Annotated in this window: 18 protein-coding genes and 2 pseudogenes; 8 read left to right on the plus strand and 12 right to left on the minus strand. The window is 59.5% G+C overall.

The window, feature by feature from the left end:
* The 5 genes and pseudogenes from J3D46_RS24170 to J3D46_RS24180 all read left to right on the plus strand — a co-directional run.
* Positions 1 to 354, plus strand: a pseudogene (locus J3D46_RS24170) (ornithine cyclodeaminase); the annotation flags it as partial.
* 8 nt (positions 355 to 362) lie between these two features.
* Positions 363 to 698: an arginine deiminase-related protein gene (locus tag J3D46_RS25185; RefSeq protein ID WP_374110859.1), complete on the plus strand. Its 336-nt coding sequence runs from the start codon at positions 363 to 365 to the stop codon at positions 696 to 698.
* The gene (locus J3D46_RS25190) at positions 619 to 834 is read left to right on the plus strand and encodes an arginine deiminase-related protein (RefSeq protein WP_374110860.1); all 216 of its coding nucleotides are present in this window, start codon (positions 619 to 621) and stop codon (positions 832 to 834) included. The genes J3D46_RS25185 and J3D46_RS25190 overlap by 80 nt, the downstream gene beginning before the upstream one ends.
* A 279-nt stretch (positions 835 to 1,113) precedes the next feature.
* Complete coding sequence (locus tag J3D46_RS24175; RefSeq protein WP_374110861.1) at positions 1,114 to 2,544, plus strand: amidohydrolase; 1,431 nt, start codon at positions 1,114 to 1,116, stop codon at positions 2,542 to 2,544.
* Positions 2,513 to 2,905, plus strand: a complete 393-nt coding sequence (locus J3D46_RS24180) for a hypothetical protein (protein ID WP_253469761.1) — start codon at positions 2,513 to 2,515, stop codon at positions 2,903 to 2,905. Before J3D46_RS24175 ends, J3D46_RS24180 begins: the two co-directional genes overlap by 32 nt.
* 249 nt (positions 2,906 to 3,154) lie before the next feature.
* Here the strand turns inward: J3D46_RS24180 and J3D46_RS24185 are convergent, their stop codons facing one another.
* The 5 genes from J3D46_RS24185 to J3D46_RS24205 all read right to left on the minus strand — a co-directional run bounded on the left by J3D46_RS24185 (position 3,155) and on the right by J3D46_RS24205 (position 4,664).
* A complete protein-coding gene (locus J3D46_RS24185; RefSeq protein WP_253469764.1) occupies positions 3,155 to 3,337 on the minus strand; it encodes a GNAT family N-acetyltransferase in 183 nt (60 codons plus the stop codon).
* Between the two features lie 384 nt (positions 3,338 to 3,721).
* Complete coding sequence (locus J3D46_RS24190) at positions 3,722 to 3,946, minus strand: hypothetical protein (protein WP_253469767.1); 225 nt, start codon at positions 3,944 to 3,946, stop codon at positions 3,722 to 3,724.
* Entirely contained in the window at positions 3,919 to 4,062 is a 144-nt protein-coding gene (locus J3D46_RS24195; protein ID WP_253470012.1) for a hypothetical protein, read from the minus strand. The genes J3D46_RS24190 and J3D46_RS24195 overlap by 28 nt, the downstream gene beginning before the upstream one ends.
* A gap of 76 nt (positions 4,063 to 4,138) precedes the next feature.
* Positions 4,139 to 4,444 carry a hypothetical protein gene (locus tag J3D46_RS24200; protein ID WP_253469770.1) on the minus strand — a complete coding sequence of 102 codons (306 nt, stop codon included), beginning with the start codon at positions 4,442 to 4,444 and terminating at the stop codon, positions 4,139 to 4,141.
* A 25-nt stretch (positions 4,445 to 4,469) separates the two neighbouring features.
* Entirely contained in the window at positions 4,470 to 4,664 is a 195-nt protein-coding gene (locus J3D46_RS24205; RefSeq protein ID WP_253469773.1) for a hypothetical protein, read from the minus strand.
* A 279-nt stretch (positions 4,665 to 4,943) separates the two neighbouring features.
* On the opposite strand from J3D46_RS24205, the pseudogene J3D46_RS24210 reads away from it, so the two are divergent.
* Positions 4,944 to 5,385, plus strand: a pseudogene (locus J3D46_RS24210) (hypothetical protein); the annotation flags it as partial.
* On the opposite strand, the gene J3D46_RS24215 reads toward J3D46_RS24210, so the two are convergent.
* The 7 genes from J3D46_RS24215 to J3D46_RS24240 are packed head-to-tail and all read right to left on the minus strand — an operon-like array spanning position 5,367 to position 12,461.
* Entirely contained in the window at positions 5,367 to 7,484 is a 2,118-nt protein-coding gene (locus J3D46_RS24215; protein ID WP_253469776.1) for an ABC transporter ATP-binding protein, read from the minus strand. The pseudogene J3D46_RS24210 and the gene J3D46_RS24215 overlap by 19 nt on opposite strands.
* Entirely contained in the window at positions 7,481 to 8,407 is a 927-nt protein-coding gene (locus tag J3D46_RS25195) for an ABC transporter permease (RefSeq protein WP_374110862.1), read from the minus strand. Before J3D46_RS25195 ends, J3D46_RS24215 begins: the two co-directional genes overlap by 4 nt.
* Positions 8,404 to 9,360 carry an ABC transporter permease gene (locus J3D46_RS24220; protein WP_308292043.1) on the minus strand — a complete coding sequence of 319 codons (957 nt, stop codon included), beginning with the start codon at positions 9,358 to 9,360 and terminating at the stop codon, positions 8,404 to 8,406. Before J3D46_RS24220 ends, J3D46_RS25195 begins: the two co-directional genes overlap by 4 nt.
* A complete protein-coding gene (locus J3D46_RS24225) occupies positions 9,360 to 10,970 on the minus strand; it encodes an ABC transporter substrate-binding protein (RefSeq protein ID WP_253469783.1) in 1,611 nt (536 codons plus the stop codon). The genes J3D46_RS24220 and J3D46_RS24225 overlap by 1 nt, the downstream gene beginning before the upstream one ends.
* On the minus strand, positions 10,967 to 11,875 hold the full coding sequence (locus J3D46_RS24230) for an SDR family NAD(P)-dependent oxidoreductase (RefSeq protein ID WP_253469786.1): 909 nt from the start codon (positions 11,873 to 11,875) through the stop codon (positions 10,967 to 10,969). The genes J3D46_RS24225 and J3D46_RS24230 overlap by 4 nt, the downstream gene beginning before the upstream one ends.
* A gap of 50 nt (positions 11,876 to 11,925) precedes the next feature.
* A complete protein-coding gene (locus J3D46_RS24235) occupies positions 11,926 to 12,087 on the minus strand; it encodes a hypothetical protein (RefSeq protein WP_253469789.1) in 162 nt (53 codons plus the stop codon).
* Complete coding sequence (locus J3D46_RS24240) at positions 12,084 to 12,461, minus strand: hypothetical protein (protein ID WP_253469792.1); 378 nt, start codon at positions 12,459 to 12,461, stop codon at positions 12,084 to 12,086. The genes J3D46_RS24235 and J3D46_RS24240 overlap by 4 nt, the downstream gene beginning before the upstream one ends.
* A gap of 156 nt (positions 12,462 to 12,617) precedes the next feature.
* Here J3D46_RS24240 and J3D46_RS24245 point away from each other — a divergent pair, with 156 nt between their 5' ends.
* On the plus strand, positions 12,618 to 14,075 hold the full coding sequence (locus J3D46_RS24245; protein WP_253469794.1) for a GntR family transcriptional regulator: 1,458 nt from the start codon (positions 12,618 to 12,620) through the stop codon (positions 14,073 to 14,075).
* A gap of 196 nt (positions 14,076 to 14,271) precedes the next feature.
* Positions 14,272 to 15,369 carry an ATP-binding protein gene (locus tag J3D46_RS24250; protein ID WP_253469797.1) on the plus strand — a complete coding sequence of 366 codons (1,098 nt, stop codon included), beginning with the start codon at positions 14,272 to 14,274 and terminating at the stop codon, positions 15,367 to 15,369.
* Positions 15,370 to 16,672: the final 1,303 nt, after the last annotated feature.

Raw genomic sequence — 16,672 nt, forward strand, 5'->3', positions numbered from 1 at the left:
GACTGCCCTGGAAAGACCGAACTTGACGCTGAGATTCTCAGCAGGGGAGACGTCTTCGTGGAGTATCCTCCGCAGACTCGTATCGAAGGGGAGATTCAGCAGATGCCAGACGACTTCCCCGTCACTGAGTTTTGGCAGGTCTTGACTGGTGCTGCAGCAGGTCGCACCTCAGCAGGTCAGATCACCATCTTTGATTCCGTTGGATTCGCGATCGAAGACTTCTCCGCTCTGCGCTATGTACGCGACTCCGTCGACGGGACCGACTTTTTCGAGGACATCGATTTGGTCGCGAACCCTGATGATCCCAAAGATCTCTTCGGGCTGGTTGGAGTCCTCTCCCCGCTCGGATCTTGACTACGACCATGTCTTTTCAAGCGCCTGGCGCGGTAGTACTCGTCCGTCCGCACCGTTTCGTGCCGAACCATCAGACGGCAGTGGACAACGCCTTCCAGTCCACTGGAACTGAACGCGACGCCGGAGTCCTAGCCGCTACCGCACACCAAGCAGTCACATCCCTAGCCCTGTCGTTGGAGAAGTCTGGCATCACAGTGCACTTATTCGATGATTACGAGCACACCAGACCAGACAGTGTATTCCCGAACAACTGGGTCTCCACCCATGCTGCGGCGCGCACTGGCAAGCCTGACACCTTCCCAGAAAACCACCATCAAAGACAGTTGCAAGATTCTCGCCGTTGAAGTGCCGACAATCGAACTCGCCGGCGGCTCGGTACGATGCATGATCGCTGGAATTCACCTGAGCCTCAGACCCAGGACATCCGTCGCCGACGGGATCTCATCCGCTGCAAGCAGCCCAGCGAAAGCAACGGCCTAACACCCGCCGGGATCAGTCGTCCCGACTTCTTCCACCCCGCAGAGCCAGGCTCAACATGATCCTCCTTCGTAAATTCTGACCACTCATTCGCCTGCCACGGGCAGGTACCCTAAGATGCAAAACTAAGAAACGAGACAATCTGTGAACACGGAAGCACCTTCCAACGGGACTCCCGACGATCGTCTACTCCCTAAGACGAATTCACCCTCACCCCTGCAATCCCCACGCCCATCAGTCTTGGCATCAGTTCGATTGCCCGGGCAACAACACATATTTAATGTGCACCTCAACAGAGGTATCGTCGCTCGCATCAGTGCAGGCGACGTGCCTCGAGGCGAGGACGTTATCGACTGCGACGGCCGTTACCTCATTCCGGGACTCTGGGATGAACACGTCCATATGACTCAGTGGGCCATGCATTCGAACAGGATCAATCTCAGTGCAGCGCGATCCGCCAGCGAAGCAGCCACCATCATTGAGGGCTTCGTGGCCGGTGCGGGGACTGAAGTCACCGTGGTGGGAGTGGGATTCCGGGATGCCCTCTGGGGAGACCAGCCGACACTGGCCATGCTTGATGGAGCCACAGGTGAGCAACCAACAGCTCTGATCAGTCATGACCTGCACTCCGTGTGGCTGAACACTGCCGCAGCTCGGCGTTACTGCGTGGACGTGGACGCTTCTGGACTTCTGCGAGAAGAACCAGCGTTCGTCCTGATCCGGGAGCTGGGGCGTTTACCCGATGCTGTAATCGATGCTTGGATCAATCAGGCTGCCCAAGCTGCCGCTGCCCGGGGCGTAGTCGGAGTAGTTGACCTCGAAATGACATGGAACCGTGATCCGTGGCTTCGACGCATCGGTGCCGGGTTCGACTCACTCCGGGTCGACGCAGGAGTCTATCCCGCAGACCTTGAGCGCGCAGTCCGGGAAGGCATGCGAACCGGCATGGATGTGCCGGGTGGAAATGGCCTTTTGCGTACGGGCCCACTCAAAGTCCTCATCGACGGGTCGCTCAACACTCGCACTGCCTACTGCGTCGATCCCTATCCCTTTGGTGGCCACGGGCTCTTGACCGTCAGCGAAACCGATTTGCTGGCACTGCTCGAGCGTGCCCGTGCGACCTATTTTCTCCCTGCCGTACACGCCATCGGAGATGCAGCGAACAAAATAGCCCTCGACGCTTTCGAACGTGTAGGGATTGGGGGACGAATCGAGCATGCCCAATTCGTGCGTCGGGAGGATTTTGCGCGATTCGGCCGTTTAGGCGTAGTGGCAAGCGTCCAACCCCTTCACGCACTTGACGATCGGGACGCCGCAGAATACAACTGGCCAGGGCGAACTGACCGGGCGTTTCCGCTGCGTTCCCTACTGAACGCTGGTGCTTCTCTGGTCCTGGGGTCCGACGCCCCGGTCGCCCCGCTGGACCCCTGGGCCGCAATGTCGGCAGCGACCACACGGTCCTCCTTGGACGGACGAGCGCCGTGGCATCCACAAGAAGCTATTACAAGGCAACAGGCACTGGACGCATCCACGCGTGGTCGCGGCAAAGTCAGGCTGGGTAGCGCCGCAGACCTCGTTCTAATTGACGAGGACCCGCTGACTGCATCCAACGCCGTCTTCGCTTCGATGCCCGTGGCGGCGACTCTAATAGACGGCCGATTCACCTACGACAGTGTTGGACTTGAAACAGCTTTTGCGTCGAACCACTCTTGAATTGCGCAGCGCCCCCGAAGTCCCCGAGGTGCTCCTTGCTTTGGACCTGCCGGTGTACGCGGCCCGTACCTTCGACCTTTGCCAGGTGGACCCCAACGTCCTCAGGCTCAGAACTGGTACATCCTTGGACGCGGCCAGGCAACGGACCTTGAAACCTTCGTGGCCTCACACCAGGAAAAGCTATTCCGGAGCGAAAGCGCCCAGAAAGCCCTGCCACCTTCGCTCCGATCTCACAAGCATCGAGTTGCTGGCAATCATGCGCGCACTGGCCATGACCTGGCATGCGCTCACTCCCGAGATGGCACGGTCCACACGTCCCAGCCATAGGTGGCTGGACGAAACCATCATCGTGAATGCGTAGAGGCTCGTCAGCTAAGGGAGCTGTCTCATCAAGTGATGTCCCAGTTCCAAGGAGGTGACACACTGAAATCGCTGCAGAGCGGCGAGGTTCGTGTAGCTGGTTCCTAGCAGGCAGGAGGGCGCGAGTACATGTACATGTCTTTGCGTTGGCCGGCAACCTCGAGCCAGCTCCTCATCGTGCCTTAGCGAGAGAACCCGCAGCGCTCAGCTGTTAGCCAGGAGCCGTCGTTCCAAGGTTCGACGTGGAATTCTAGCGATGAATCCCGGGTTGGGCAAGACCCCAGGTGGCGAGGGCACCTAAAGCAGAGGAGGCGGCTCCCTTTCCCCGATGACTTGGCGCCACCCAGTAGCCAATGCTCGCCCGGCCTTTGCTGAGGTTCTTTAGCCACAGTCCGATTTGGCCAACTGCCTCGTCAGAGGAGGAATCCGCCATAGGGAACGAGTACCGGTGCCGTCCATTAAGCGTTGGTGCTGTCTTTCGATGAATCTCAGAGCTGCCTGTCGTGAACCGCTGGCGGGGACTGTCGTGATGGCAGGAATTAGTGGATCGTTCGAGGCTTCCTGGATAACGGGAGCGTCGGCTCTGGTAAATGGGCGGACCTGTAAGGGGACGCGACGAGTACAGGCTGATCCAAGGGATTCATTCTCAGACTCTACGCGGAGGCCCCGGGCGGCGCGGGAGATGCCGAACTACCACCGTCCCACTTCCAAGGAACTGGGATACCGCTCTAGTTTTCTTTGCGTTCTGGTCCAAGGTCCTGGCGGATACGCTCACGACTTTGTGCGGAAGCTTGTACGCATCCCGCTCCCGCAGCGCTCAATGGTGAGTCCCTTCCGCCTCGTGTTTCACTTCTAAGGATGGCCGCTCCGAGGACTTGGCTGCCGTCTTCGCTTCTTCACCGTCCAGGACGACACCTAGCGGGACTTGGTCCCGCACAGCTGAGGAGAGCTCAGGAAAGAGCCTGGAAAGTTCTTTGCCCTGCCGACTCCAGAGCGTCACCCCGTCTGAATCGCTCAGAACGATGGTCCTGTAGCCGTCCATTTAAGTTCGGCCCAGATTCCGCCCGGGAGGCCATTGGGTCCGGGGAATGCCTTGACGAGTTTTGCCAGGGCAACAGCAACTGGTGGTTGCAGTGCCCGCGGGATGGACTCGCTCATGGGCTCCCGTTCTGTTCGTGCCGCTACGTGCGGCCCGGCCATAGGAGTGGCGTCCGGTTACAACTCCACGGGGTGCTCAACAGCGAACCGCACGGGGGGACTCGCCTTTGACCAGGTTCTCCGGTTCGGGATTCATGACAGACATGGTGATCTGATCGATGAAGTATTCAGTATCCGCTTCGGGGACATCATCGCGGGGTTCCATGGGGCCGGGACGGCCAACTTCGAAACCGGTGATCTCGTCGTACTCTTCCACACGCATCTGCAGGGTTTCGTGAACTGCGTTCGCGAAACCCTCGGCCGTCTCCGGATCCAGGAAGCCCTGGATCTCCAACTCAGCGCTCTTGTCCTCGTTCTGGACGTGCACTTTAAAACCAAGCATGCTGCTCCTTCGAGTCTTGCTGTGTCTAGTAGCGCTGCTGATCCGGGCGGCGCATAATCTGAACCGCGCTACCAAGGCAGACCGCGCCGGAACCCATCAGGATTACGGCGGAGGCAATGAGATACCAGACGCCGTCAGTGGTCAGAGCACAGTAGAGGCCGTACACAAGGATGCCAGTCCCCAAAAGCGCCCAGATCAGCGCTGCTTTCTTCTTGTCCATGGCCTCAGCCTAAATGTCGTTTTCAGAAGCTAACTGTATTGAAACCACTGTGGTTGTGGGAGTAGTGCAGTCGGCTATGGACACGATGGTGTTCGAAGTCCTATATGCACACAGCGTCACTTTAATCGGGAGTCGGCTGCGTTATGGCGCTATAGCGCTAAGGCGCGAGGGCCTCGAGTATTCGCTCGAGGCCGTCGGACGATGGTCGCGGCGCCGTGATTTCGGCCGTGGCCGGGCAAACCTCGTGGCCGCCACCGTGCACCAACCTGGCCGCCTGTGGTCCCGCAGGTCGTGCATGCGGACCGCGGAACCTCGATGACGTCCAAGACCGTGGCGGCGATCCTCTCGGATCTGGTGCTCACCCGGTCTCATTCCAGGCCCCGGGTGAGCACCGATAACCCCTACTCGGAGTCGCTTTTCAAGACCATGAAATACGGGCCTGAATTCCCCGGACATTCATCAGCGGATTCGTGGACTGGTACAACATCACCACCAGCACTCCGGCATCGGCTTCCACACCCCGGCCAATGTGCACTACGGCCTCGCCCGGAAACGCTCACGGACCTTGGCCGCGGCCAGGGCCAAACACCCCCACCGCTTCGGCACCACCACCGAACCCAAGATCCTGGCCCTACCTGGGTCGGCATGGATCAACCAACCCAACGTAACTACAGAAAAGAAGCAGCCTAACGGCTGCCTAACTCACTTTGGTACCACTTGACTTGAAAAATTCCGATCTTCTCTCGGTACTCGGTCGAGGTGATGGCATGCAGCTGCTTGTCCGGGTGCGCCGACGGATGTCAGGGCAGGCTCCTCAGCCGCGCATATATCGGTCGCGAGCGAGCAGCGAGTTCGGTACCGACAACCGCTAGGCGGATTCTTCGGACTCGGAATTTCACCACTAGGGAGAAGTCGCCGCTGACCGCGATGTGTGTGATGTCCGAGGTCTGGAACGGCTGCAAGAAGACCACGGGTGTATGGGTGCGCAGCGGCTGCGTGCATCGCGTCGGCAGGAAGAACCTCAACGATTTTTCCCAGGTACATCACAGCAACGCGATCGGCAACGTAGCTGATGACATTGAGGTCGTGCGTGATAAGCAGCATCGCTATGCCTTCTTCAAGGCGGAGGCGTGCCAGCAGGTTCAAAACGCTTGATGCCGCAGAGACATCCAAACCGGCCGTCGGTTCATCAGCCACCACGAGCCGGGGATTGAGGGCTAGCGCACGGGCGATCCCCACGCGACGCGCTTGCCCACCCGACAGCTCGTGCGGGTGCTTACGCGCGTGCTCAGGCCCGAGTTCGACTAGACCCAGAAGCTCCTTCGAAGAACGACGCTTCGATTTGGGGACTTGATGAATCTCATACGGCTCCTGGAGCAACGCCTCGACGGTTGACCGCGGCGACAAACTGGAGTGTGGATCTTGAAACACCATTTGAATCTGACGACGTTGGTCTCTGCTCGGCTTCGGGAGTAAGGATTGACCGTCGAGCTGGATTTCACCGGCCGCATTGTGGACCAAGCCCACGAGGGTCCGGCCCAAGGTGCTCTTCCCCGCGCCGGATTCCCCCACAAGCCCCACAATTTCACCCGACCCGACTTCGAGGTCAACTCGATCGACTGCGCGTACCCCGGCTCTGGAGGCACGCAATAGTCGGCCTGCTGAACCTCCAAATTCGACACGTAGGTCCCTAATGCTCAATAGCGGCGCACGACCTTCATGACCGGGTGTGAGGGCACTCAAGCCAGCAGAACTCTCGCTGACATTGGCCCTCCCGCCATCCTGGGGATCCCACAAAACCTGTCCACCGATGAGGGGCGGCGAGTCGCGTTGATATCCAGAATCCGCCGCCGAGTAACGCCAGCAAGCCGCGACGGAACTCCCCACCTCAAAGAGTGGAGGAGCTACTTCCTTGCAGACATCCTGTGCGTAAGCGCATCGAGCTGCGAAGGCGCAACCGTCCGGCATCGCCGAAAGGCTGGGCACCAATCCGGGGATGGTCGCCAGCTTGTGGCCTCGCTGCCCGCCCGACGGGACGGCTCCGAGTAGCTGATGAGCGTACGGGTGTTTGGGGTCTGCGAAGAACTCCTTCGCGGAGGCCATCTCCGCCACTTTGCCCGCGTATAGCACCATGACGCGATCGGCGATCTCCGAGACCACACCAAGGTCGTGAGAGATGAAGAGCATTCCTGAATGCTGCTCGTGACCCATCTGGCGCAGGAGCTCGAGGATCTGCACTTGCATAGTGACATCGAGAGCCGATGTTGGCTCATCGGCAATGATCACCTGAGGCTTTAGAAGAAGCATCATTACGATCATTATGCGCTGCCGCATGCCACCAGAAAACTCGTGCGGATACTGGTCCAGCCGCTTGGCCGCGTCAGGAATTCCCGCCTTAGTCAGCAGGGTGACGGCCCGCTCTCGAAACTCTCGTCGGCTCAATCCCTCGTCGCTGTGCGCCTCAAATGCTGTCCTCAGTTGTGACCCGATCGTGAACGTTGGGTTCAAACTCGTCACAGGATCTTGAAAGACCATTCCGATCCGATCCCCTCGCACCCTACGCATATGTGCCGCTGAGTAGGACCGAATATCGGCTCCGGCCAGATCGATGTGGCCGGCTGTGATCGACCCATTCTGTGGGAGAAGGCGAAGAAGAGCATTGGCTAGCGTCGACTTTCCCGAGCCCGACTCACCGACGATCCCAAGTACCTCGCCAGGCGCCAGATCAAAGTTGATATCAGAAAGGACCCTCCGTCCTACGCCATGGACCTTGTATTCAACCGTGAGGTCACGAACTTCCAGTATTTTGTCAACCATCATCGGCCTCCCTTGCTCGTGCCAACTAGTCTCGGGTCGAAAAGGTCACGCAGCCGGTCACCGAGCGCTGTAAATCCGAGGGTGGCTAGCGCCAATGTCAAGCCCGCGCCGATGACGCCCCATGGCCAGCTGTCGATTCGCGCGAAACCCTCATTCAGGATTACACCCCACGAGGGATCTGGAGGTCGGACGCCAAGTCCCAAGAACGACAAGCCTGCCTCAGCTCCCACGATCACTGGTATATCTAGGGCAACGATCGTAAAAAGCGGTGCCACAATGTTGGGAAGAACGTGTCGAAAGACGATGCGCGGTCCCGATGCTCCAAGCGTCGTACTAGCGTCGACGAAATCACTGGATTTGACCTGCATAACCATCGCTCGCGTCACTCTCGCGTAAGTCGGAATAAAAGCCACGGTGAGGACTCCGATAAGGTTGATCATTGATGGACCCAATAGGGCGATGAGTGTGAGAGCCAAGATAACCGCCGGAAATGCCTGAACTGTGTCAAGTAATACGACGCATACTCGATCAACCCATCCCCCGAGGTATCCGGCGGCAAGGCCGATGAGCATCCCGATACAGAGAGCGATCAAGGCGGTAGGAACGCTAACCAACAAGGCGATTCTGGCCCCATGGAGTAGTCGCGAGAACACATCTCGACCAAGTTGATCTGTACCGACCCAATGATCGCCCGACGGTCCCTGGAGGCGATTGGATATGTCTTGGGCGGCCGGGTCATATGGAGCAATCCACGGAGCCAGCACCGCCACGAGAACAAGCGCGCCGACAACCGCGAGCCCAAAAAGTCCACCCGGCTGCCGACAGATTTCGACTAGAACCCCAAGCGCGCCTCCTTTGCGTTTCGGTCTCGCGGCGCGTGCCTCAACCGCTGGGGCCGGTACGGGTTCCACTTCAACGTTACTCATGCCGCGGCCTTCTTTCCTGCTCGCATTCGGGGATCGAGAGCTCTGTAAGACAAATCGGCGAGGAGGTTCGCGAGAACGAAAGTCACAGCTATGACCAACACCCCACCTCTTACGATTGGGTAGTTGCGCACCTCAATCGCCTGGACGATGAGTGAGCCCATACCAGGTCGCGCGAAGATCAACTCGACAAAGATGGCCCCGCCCAAAAGGTTGCCCAAACCGACCCCCAGCACGGCGACCGTCGGGATGATGGCGTTTCTCAAGGAGTACTTGTACCCGACGATCGGCTCTGAGACGCCCATAGCGCGAGCCGCGTAAACATAGTTCTTATTGAGCGCCTCTAGCATGCTCGTTCGAACGATCCGGCTGAGGTAGCCGACCCAAAGTAGTCCCAGGGAAGTCGCAGGCAGGATCAAGTGCTGAAGATATCCGATCGGATCAGCAAACTCCCCGGCGCCGGTCGACGGAAACCATTTCAGGTTTACTGCGAAAATCAGTATCAAAAAGAGTCCGGCCACGTATGACGGCATGGTCATGAATGAGATCGAGATGATTCGCGTGAGGTTGTCGACCCACGAGTTGGGGTGCATCGCGGAATACACACCCATCACGAGGCCGCCGGCAACGGCAATCGCAAGGCCGGCCAGCGCCAACACCACCGTATGCGGGAAAGCGCTGGCGATACGGTTCGCCACTGGCTGATTTGTCACCAGATCTCTTCCCAAGTCACCTTGCAGCGCATTCCGCACGAATTCCCACACCTGGACATGCACGGGTTCGTCTAAAAACAAGTTGGAACGAGCGGCGGCCACCGCCTCCGGGCTTGCTCGTGAGCCCAGGAGGAGGCGAACGGGGTCACCCGGCAGCAAGTGGATAAGCAATCCCAAAAAGGCTGTGACCAACAGCGCTACTAGGACGGCCATGAATAGGCGACCAAACATATACCTAATCATCAGGAACCTGATCGCCTGAAGTTCGGGAGGTACGGGATGCTGGTGAGCCAAGAGGGTTCGAGACCCTCGCGAAGGCCGACGTAGACGGTTGGCCAAGCCAGCCAGACACTGTGAGCCGCCGCATCCCAAACCTTCTGTTCCTCGATGTAGATTTCGCCACGCTTGGCCGGGTCAACCACTTCCACCGCCTGCCGGTCCAGCCTGTCGTACTCCTCGTCGCACCAGTACATCCAGTTGTATTGGTCACGTTGGTCGCAGCGCCACCATTGAGTTGCCCACACCGGGTCTGGCGGGACGAAGGAAAACGAGCCGATGAACAACTCCAGTTCTCGTGCCGCTTTGCCAAGCGAAACCAAGTCGCTCCTCACATCGATCTTTACGTTGATCCCCACCTCCGCCAATGAGGCTTGGACGATTTCCGCGATTAGCCTGAACTCCGTGTCCTTTGAAACGGTCAGCGTGAGGTCGAGAGATTCAGCCCCACTCGTTTTGAGCAATCCTTTCGCTCGCTCAACATCGCGTTTGTACTTTGGAGCGTCGCTCCAATAGCCGACGGGCATCCCTGGAGCAACCGTGCCCGTTGCCTGGGCATAGAGCCCGTCATATGCACCGTCGAGGATTGCTGGGACATCCACCGCGTAGCGAATCGCCTCGCGAACATTGCGGTCCTTCAGCTTCGGCTGATCGAGGTTCATACCAAGCCAGATCTGATCCAGCGAATCTGCGCTTGCAACTTTGAGACCCTGGCGCTTGCTGAGAGTTTTGACCTTGTCCACACTGAGCCGCCCTGCGTCGATGCTCCCCGCCTCGAGAGCGGTCGCCTGCGCTGTCTGATCACTAACGTATTCGAGTCGGATCTCTTCCCAATCGGGAGTTGCGTCTCCATGCCAGTTTTCGAATCGTCGAAGGACCACACGTTGCTGTGGCACCCACTCGGCCCACTCGTAAGGGCCCGTGCCGATCGGGTTGGTGGAGAAGTCCTTGCCGCGCTCCTTCATTGCCTTCTCAGAGACAATCCAGCCTGCGAACCACGGGATTGTAGTCGTCAATAGCGGCGCGTAGGGCTGGGTGAGAGTGACCTCTCCCTCGTACTTCCCGGTTACGTTGACGCGGTCCAGAGCCAACCAGTCACCTGCGTACGCGAGCTCCTCGCCTGTCTTTCCGGCGACTCGTTCGAAACTGAAGCGGACATCGTTGGCGGTAAGTTCACCAAAACCGCCGTGAAACTCTACGCCCTGCTTCAACTTGAACTTCAGCCTTAGGCCGTCCTTCGACAGCTCGAACTCCTCGGCAAGACTGTTTTGCAAGGCACTCGCCTTCGATCCTGCTTTCATTCCGGACACGGGGGTGAAACTGGCGAGCCCTTCGTAAAGACAGAACCCCAAAATCACCGAGTTCACACCGACAACAGACCCTGGGTCGACGTTCGGGTCGCGAGGATCAGTAAGTGCGTACCGTAGGGTTTTTGATTCATTCCGAGAGGGTGAAGGTGAAGGGGAGCAAGCGTTGAGCAGAGCCATACCTGGCACCAAGGCAAGCCCGGCCGCGCCAGCTCGAAGCAGCGACCGCCGATCGATCTGAGAAGGCATGCGTATTTGCGAATCGGTCATGATGCGTGCACCCCTGCGCCGAACTCCATCTCCATGCGTAAGAGTCGATCTCGGTACGGAGTTTCGTGAGGTCCGCCCCGCTCGCTAGAAGCTTCGTTGCGCCAACGACGCATGTTGTCCACAGTCTCGTTGCCCTCGACAGTCCGAAGTCCTGTAAGCAGGGACATCTGCCCCAGGTCAGCCATTACCGTTGTTCCAGAGAGAGCGGAAGAGGCAGCGCTGGCCAAGAACCACACCACCTCTGCGATCTCTTCAGGATGCGCTGGACGATTCTGAAAATTGCAGTCGATAGGTTGGTTCTCGATACCCACAAAGTCAGGCGCCCCCATCGGGCTGTCCACCCAAGCCGGAGCTACACCATTTACACGAACACCGAACGGCGCCAAGTCGAGAGCCATCCCTCGTGTCAGCGCCACAACGCCGGCCTTTGCGACGGAGTGCGGAACGAAGTGCGGCTCTGCCTGCCACGCATTGATAGTGGAGATTGTCACGATCGAGCCTCCCCCCTGGTCACTCATAACCTTGGCGGCGGCTGTGGCGATGTTGATCACGCCGAACAGGTGAACACCCAGCTGCCTCTGCCACTCCTCTCCAGTCAAGTCGAGTACATGGATGAGCGGAGCAAAGTAGCCATGACACGCAACTAGAACATCCAAGCGTCCGAACTCCGCGACCGTCACATCGACGACCCTTTCGGCCTCTGCGGCAACACCCATGTCTCCCGGGGCGCACAAGACATTCGCCTCTAGCCCCAAACGGTTCTTCGCTGCCTCGAGCCGTTCGGTATTGCGCCCCACGATGGCGACCCGGTACCCGCGCGACAAGAAAAGCTCCGCCGTCGCCAGTCCGCTACCACTTGACCCGCCTGTGATTAGCGCAACTGGTCGGTCTGATCCGGTATTCATATAGTCTCCTCGGTTACTGGACGTGTGATTTAAATAGTGTTCGTCTGGTTTCAGGTGAAGTCGGCGTCGAGTTCACGCATGAGCTCATCCCAGGCTTCGGGGTTGTTGGTCCGCCCTCCCTGCGAGGCCGGCAATTGGGGGAGGGCCGTCTGGATGTGTGTACCGCTGAGAGCGGACGGGGGGATGATGAATCCGGAGCTGCGGCGCTTCAACGTTGACCTCCCGTGAAAGCGGGGATGTCCACGCGTTGGTGGCGGGCACTGTCGGGCGCTTGGCCGAAGCGGGCACCTATACCGCGGAATCCACCGCCTGGCCCGAGCCCTTCGCGGGCGAGGTCGTGGAGCAACTGGTGGTAGCCGGAGAGGGCCAGGGGAGGCAGCTGGTGCAGGGAAGCAATTGTCGCGCGGGAGCGGTCCACGCGGAACAGGGCGAGGATCGCCATGTCTTCCTGCGCATCGCTCAATGTCCGGTAGGCGCCGATCGGGCAATCCGCCGTCAGCGCCTGTGCATAGAGGCTGAGGCGGTCGGCCGGCGTCGGATTCCCGGCTCGATGCCAGGCGTGGAGGACATCCGTGCTATCCAACATGGCCACTGACTCCTTGGCTGATGATCTAAGTAGTCGGGGACTATTCCCCTTTTCTGATACACTAACTTTAGACCTCCAATGTTAGATGTCAATAGAAATCTAAGATTAGATGTCACAGTTTTTATTGTCGTCTATACGGTTTCAGGAGAGTGAGCCATGGCCAGCTGGAGAGAGCGACTCGCATTCGCGCCGTTGGAGACTGCCGAACGTGGTGAGGAGATCGCCCTTCGGCTCCGTCATTCGATCGAGCTGGGCGTACTCGAAGACGGAGTCCAGCTTCCCAGCGAAAGCGAGCTCGCGGCAAGGATGCGAGTCTCCACCATGACCCTGCGAACCGCCCTCGCCGAGCTTCGTCATCTAGGGCTTCTGGAAACAAGACGCGGCAAGGGCGGCGGAAGCTTCGTGAAGGCGAATACTGGAGACATCGCCAAGGCCCAGCGGGACACCCTTGCCGCGTACTCCCTTGAGGATCTGCGCGACATCCGGGAATACCGGGCCTTCCTGGCAGGTTCAGCCGCGACGGCGGCGGCCGGCCGGTCGCAGCAGGTCTCCATCGGGCGCCTCGCTTCGATGGCGGCAATGATCGAGACGGCGCAAACGCCCGCTGAAATGACTCGGGCGGACAGTAGGTTCCACACACAGCTTGCGGCCACATCGGGATCCGTCCTGTTCACCCGCCAGGAGATCGCGATGCAGGCCGAGGTCGGGGCATTGGTATGGGCCAACGCTTCTGACCGCCGAAGCGCGGCGGCGAAAGAGCATGGGATGATCGTGGATGCCATACGGGCCGGGGACACAAATCGTGCCCGGGACCTCGCCGAAGACCACGTGCGCCAGGACATGAACCGCCTCATCGACCTGCGGATGTCCATGGAACCTCCGCTACCAGGCTCGCCGCCCGGAAAGGAAGGCATCGACAGCGCAGTTTCTGCCGTCGAATCGTTCGCTGTGAGCTTCGAAGGGACTGTGGCCGCGTCCATCCGCACCGTCGAAGAAGCCGCCCAAGCCGCCCTTGACCGCTCAAAGAGCGGCAGGCTGAACGAGTTGGAGAGCGTCTACGACGTAGCGCGCCAGAACCTGAAGGCCATGCCCGCACTATACGGGACGGGATTCGTGGCCGATCCATCCTACTTCGGCAAACCGGGCTCCATCTGGTGCTACCTCCCGTCGGGCCCGGAATCGCCGCAGCGGTTCGAATTCGAATTGGGCCAGGAGTTCCATGACTACTCGACGGCGTCATGGTGGCCCACGGACGACGACGATGACAAGATCCACGCCAGCCATGCCTACATCGACGCCCTCGGAACTAACGAGCACGTCGTAACGTTCAGCAAACGTGTCACGAGGGTGGGCGAGATGGCAGGCATCGCTGCCGTAGACGTCCTCATCAGCCGCCTCCAGGATGAATTCGCCCCGTTCCTCCGGTCCCTGCCGCCCAACACGTGCATCGTGGACCAGAACGAAGTCATTCTCGCCACCAACACGGCCAGCTTCGTCGGTGGAACCCTATCCCGATCCCACCGGGCTGAACGGAGAATCGCGCTCCCACCGCTCCCGTGGAGCCTCTGTTTAGATGTAAGCACCGGAACCAATACCGCTGATGCAGCAAGTTGACGGGGGCCTGGTCCCTTCACGATTGTCCCGGAGGCGATGGCGTGAACATGGCGCGTGCGGTGCGCGCCTCTTGCTTGGCGTTTCCGGCCAAGGTGGTCAGTCGGCCCCGGCATCCCCATGGACGACGATCGAGTCTCGGGCAGGTGGCCAAGGAGGAGTAGACTCACAGGGACTCACAAGACTCACAGGATCTGCGATGATGAACCCTTTCCGCCCAACAGCTGGCGCCACTCCCCCTGAACTCATTGGCCGCGAGGGGATGCTCGATGAGTTTGAGTACGGCCTTCAGCTTGGCTCCGGGGCGCCCGGGTTGCTGACCATCATCACAGGCGCCCGTGGCATCGGCAAGACCGCGCTGCTCAGTGCGGCCCAAGAAGTGGCCGCCGGGCAGGGGTGGGTTGTTGTTCCGGAGACGGCCACACCGGGGTTCGTCGGACGGATTGGCGAGACGATGCGGCTGCACCTGGATGAACTCGGATCCGGCCCGACCGGTCGCAGGATTACAGCGTTGGGCGTGGCAGGTTTCACCGTGACCACCCAGTTGCCGCCCGAGCGCCAGGTTGACTGGAGACGGTTGGGAAACCAGTTGCTGAACGTTCTCGCGGAGAAAAAGACAGGGCTGCTTTTCACCGTTGACGAAATCCACTCGGCAGACCGTACGGAACTGTCCCAGCTTGCTGCCGACGTCCAGCACTTCATCCGCGACGGGCTTCCGATAGGACTGATCTTCGCCGGGCTGCCGGCAGCAGTTTCGGACCTGCTCAACGAGGGTGTGGCAACGTTCCTGCGCCGGGCAGAGCGCATAGACCTGCACGCCGCGGCCATTGCCGAAGTCGAACGTTCCTACGCCAGCACTTTCGACAATGCAGGCATCAGCATCAGCGCTGACTTGGTCCGGTATGCGGCTGAGGCGACCGGCGGGTACCCGTTCCTGATCCAGCTCATCGGCTACCAGCTCTGGCGACAAGCCGAAATTAACAACATGGCACTGGAAAAGACGAACGTTGACCAAGCCATCAATGCCGCGACCCGTCGCCACGAGGCGACCGTCATTGAAGCGGCACTTTCCACCACGTCTGACAAAGACAAAGATTTTCTCCGTGCCATGGCCGAAGACGACGGCCCTGTTGTTGCCGGCGACATAGGAAAACGGCTCAACGCCAAAAGCAACGTCGTGGCCAACTACCGGGCCCGTCTCATCGCGGCAGGACTCATCGAAGCCCCTGCATATGGCAAGGTCGACTTCGCCATCCCCGGCCTGCGCGAATACCTCCGCAAAACAAGCCCTCAATAGCTGCATCCTGCGCGATGAGCACCCGAACGACACAACGCGGAGGACTCACAACCGAAGCTGACTCCTAGCTAACGAAACGTCCGTTATCGGCGTTCAAAAGCAAAGACGTGGTGCGGCTCCGAATGTGCCAAGCACCACCTTCCGACGATGCTTCCATGCCCGCAGCAAACTCTGTCTAGGCTAGTGCGTATGCAGATCAGCGAGGTCCTTTCCATTACTGCCGTGGCCATCGCTGCGGGCTCGTTGGCCATGACCATCTGGAATATACGGCGGACAACTAAACGTGAAGACGGGCGCGACCACGCCGACGTGGTGCTCCGGTACACATCGATAACGAGGGCCCGAACGCCGCCGTCCAAGTATCACTTTTGGCCACCGGCCCCAAGCTATCCCTTCAGGTTCACAGCTTCGGTTTAATTCCGCCCGGAGAAGTTCGTCAATACCGGGTTTCTGCCCCGACGGAGTTCTTTGTCTACCTGACCTGGCGTGATGGACGCGCCCGCACACACCGGAAAAAGTACCGCCTCATACCCGGACATGACGGATACCAGGGAGATGGTTGGCCGGACCTACTGCGTCAGGTCGTTCGCCCCGGCCTTGCAAGAGATCAGGCCCTCAAAAAACTCGAGCGCACAGGGAAGTGGCAAACCCATAGCCCCGACATCTGGTAGACCTCGAGCACACTGAAAAACAGAGAAGCTCCGGTCTGGGCGCGCAGGTAACTGCGGAATGGCGGAGACAAACCCGCATGCCACCCTTACCGAAATTTCAGCATTTATCGGTTGGGCTGGGGGCAACGAACAGGCCAGCAGACATCCGTGGCCTGCCCACCCAAGTGTCATGGTCGTCAATCACGAAAAGCCCCCGTTGGGCCCTGCCACGAAGTATCCCTACCCGGGTTCGCCCTTCAATCAGCTGCCAGCCTTGCCCTGCGGGATCCAGCAGAGCTGTTGAGATCAGGAGAGGGGGCACCAGCCAGGTTCCTCGCTTGGTCCAAGACTCGACAACGTCTTCCCCTCTTTTCGCGGCCCAGTAGTCAGGCCATTTAGCGTAGTCCTCAATCGCCCCACGGTCGGACGGGCCAGTTGGCACGCTCTGGAGCAATTCGTGAGACACAGATTCACAGGTCCATGAGACTTGCTCCAGCCGAAGGGACCCATAGTCCGGTACAAAATGTTCAGTTTCGCCGTGCTCCCATAGCATCTGCCGGACTACATCCCTCGGCCAACCCAAGCGCGAAACGACCGGCTCCTGCAGGAACAGCTCAAGCTGATTCCCTTCCGCCTCCCGGCAACGAGCGTGC

Source organism: Paenarthrobacter sp. A20, from assembly GCF_024168825.1.
GTDB lineage: Bacteria > Actinomycetota > Actinomycetes > Actinomycetales > Micrococcaceae > Arthrobacter.

Excerpts from the sequence above, each read along its gene's own strand:
- J3D46_RS25195 (WP_374110862.1), bottom strand. The coding sequence starts at position 8,407 with ATGAGTAACGTTGAAGTGGAACCCGTACCGGCCCCAGCGGTTGAGGCA.
- J3D46_RS24220 (WP_308292043.1), bottom strand. The coding sequence starts at position 9,360 with ATGATTAGGTATATGTTTGGTCGCCTATTCATGGCCGTCCTAGTAGCG.
- J3D46_RS24250 (WP_253469797.1), top strand. The coding sequence starts at position 14,272 with ATGATGAACCCTTTCCGCCCAACAGCTGGCGCCACTCCCCCTGAACTC.
- J3D46_RS24245 (WP_253469794.1), top strand. The coding sequence starts at position 12,618 with ATGGCCAGCTGGAGAGAGCGACTCGCATTCGCGCCGTTGGAGACTGCC.
- J3D46_RS24240 (WP_253469792.1), bottom strand. The coding sequence starts at position 12,461 with ATGTTGGATAGCACGGATGTCCTCCACGCCTGGCATCGAGCCGGGAAT.
- J3D46_RS24185 (WP_253469764.1), bottom strand. The coding sequence starts at position 3,337 with ATGGCGGATTCCTCCTCTGACGAGGCAGTTGGCCAAATCGGACTGTGG.
- J3D46_RS24225 (WP_253469783.1), bottom strand. The coding sequence starts at position 10,970 with ATGACCGATTCGCAAATACGCATGCCTTCTCAGATCGATCGGCGGTCG.
- J3D46_RS24195 (WP_253470012.1), bottom strand. The coding sequence starts at position 4,062 with ATGAGCGAGTCCATCCCGCGGGCACTGCAACCACCAGTTGCTGTTGCC.
- J3D46_RS24215 (WP_253469776.1), bottom strand. The coding sequence starts at position 7,484 with ATGATGGTTGACAAAATACTGGAAGTTCGTGACCTCACGGTTGAATAC.
- J3D46_RS25190 (WP_374110860.1), top strand. The coding sequence starts at position 619 with ATGCTGCGGCGCGCACTGGCAAGCCTGACACCTTCCCAGAAAACCACC.
- J3D46_RS25185 (WP_374110859.1), top strand. The coding sequence starts at position 363 with ATGTCTTTTCAAGCGCCTGGCGCGGTAGTACTCGTCCGTCCGCACCGT.
- J3D46_RS24205 (WP_253469773.1), bottom strand. The coding sequence starts at position 4,664 with ATGGACAAGAAGAAAGCAGCGCTGATCTGGGCGCTTTTGGGGACTGGC.
- J3D46_RS24200 (WP_253469770.1), bottom strand. The coding sequence starts at position 4,444 with ATGCTTGGTTTTAAAGTGCACGTCCAGAACGAGGACAAGAGCGCTGAG.
- J3D46_RS24190 (WP_253469767.1), bottom strand. The coding sequence starts at position 3,946 with ATGGACGGCTACAGGACCATCGTTCTGAGCGATTCAGACGGGGTGACG.
- J3D46_RS24230 (WP_253469786.1), bottom strand. The coding sequence starts at position 11,875 with ATGAATACCGGATCAGACCGACCAGTTGCGCTAATCACAGGCGGGTCA.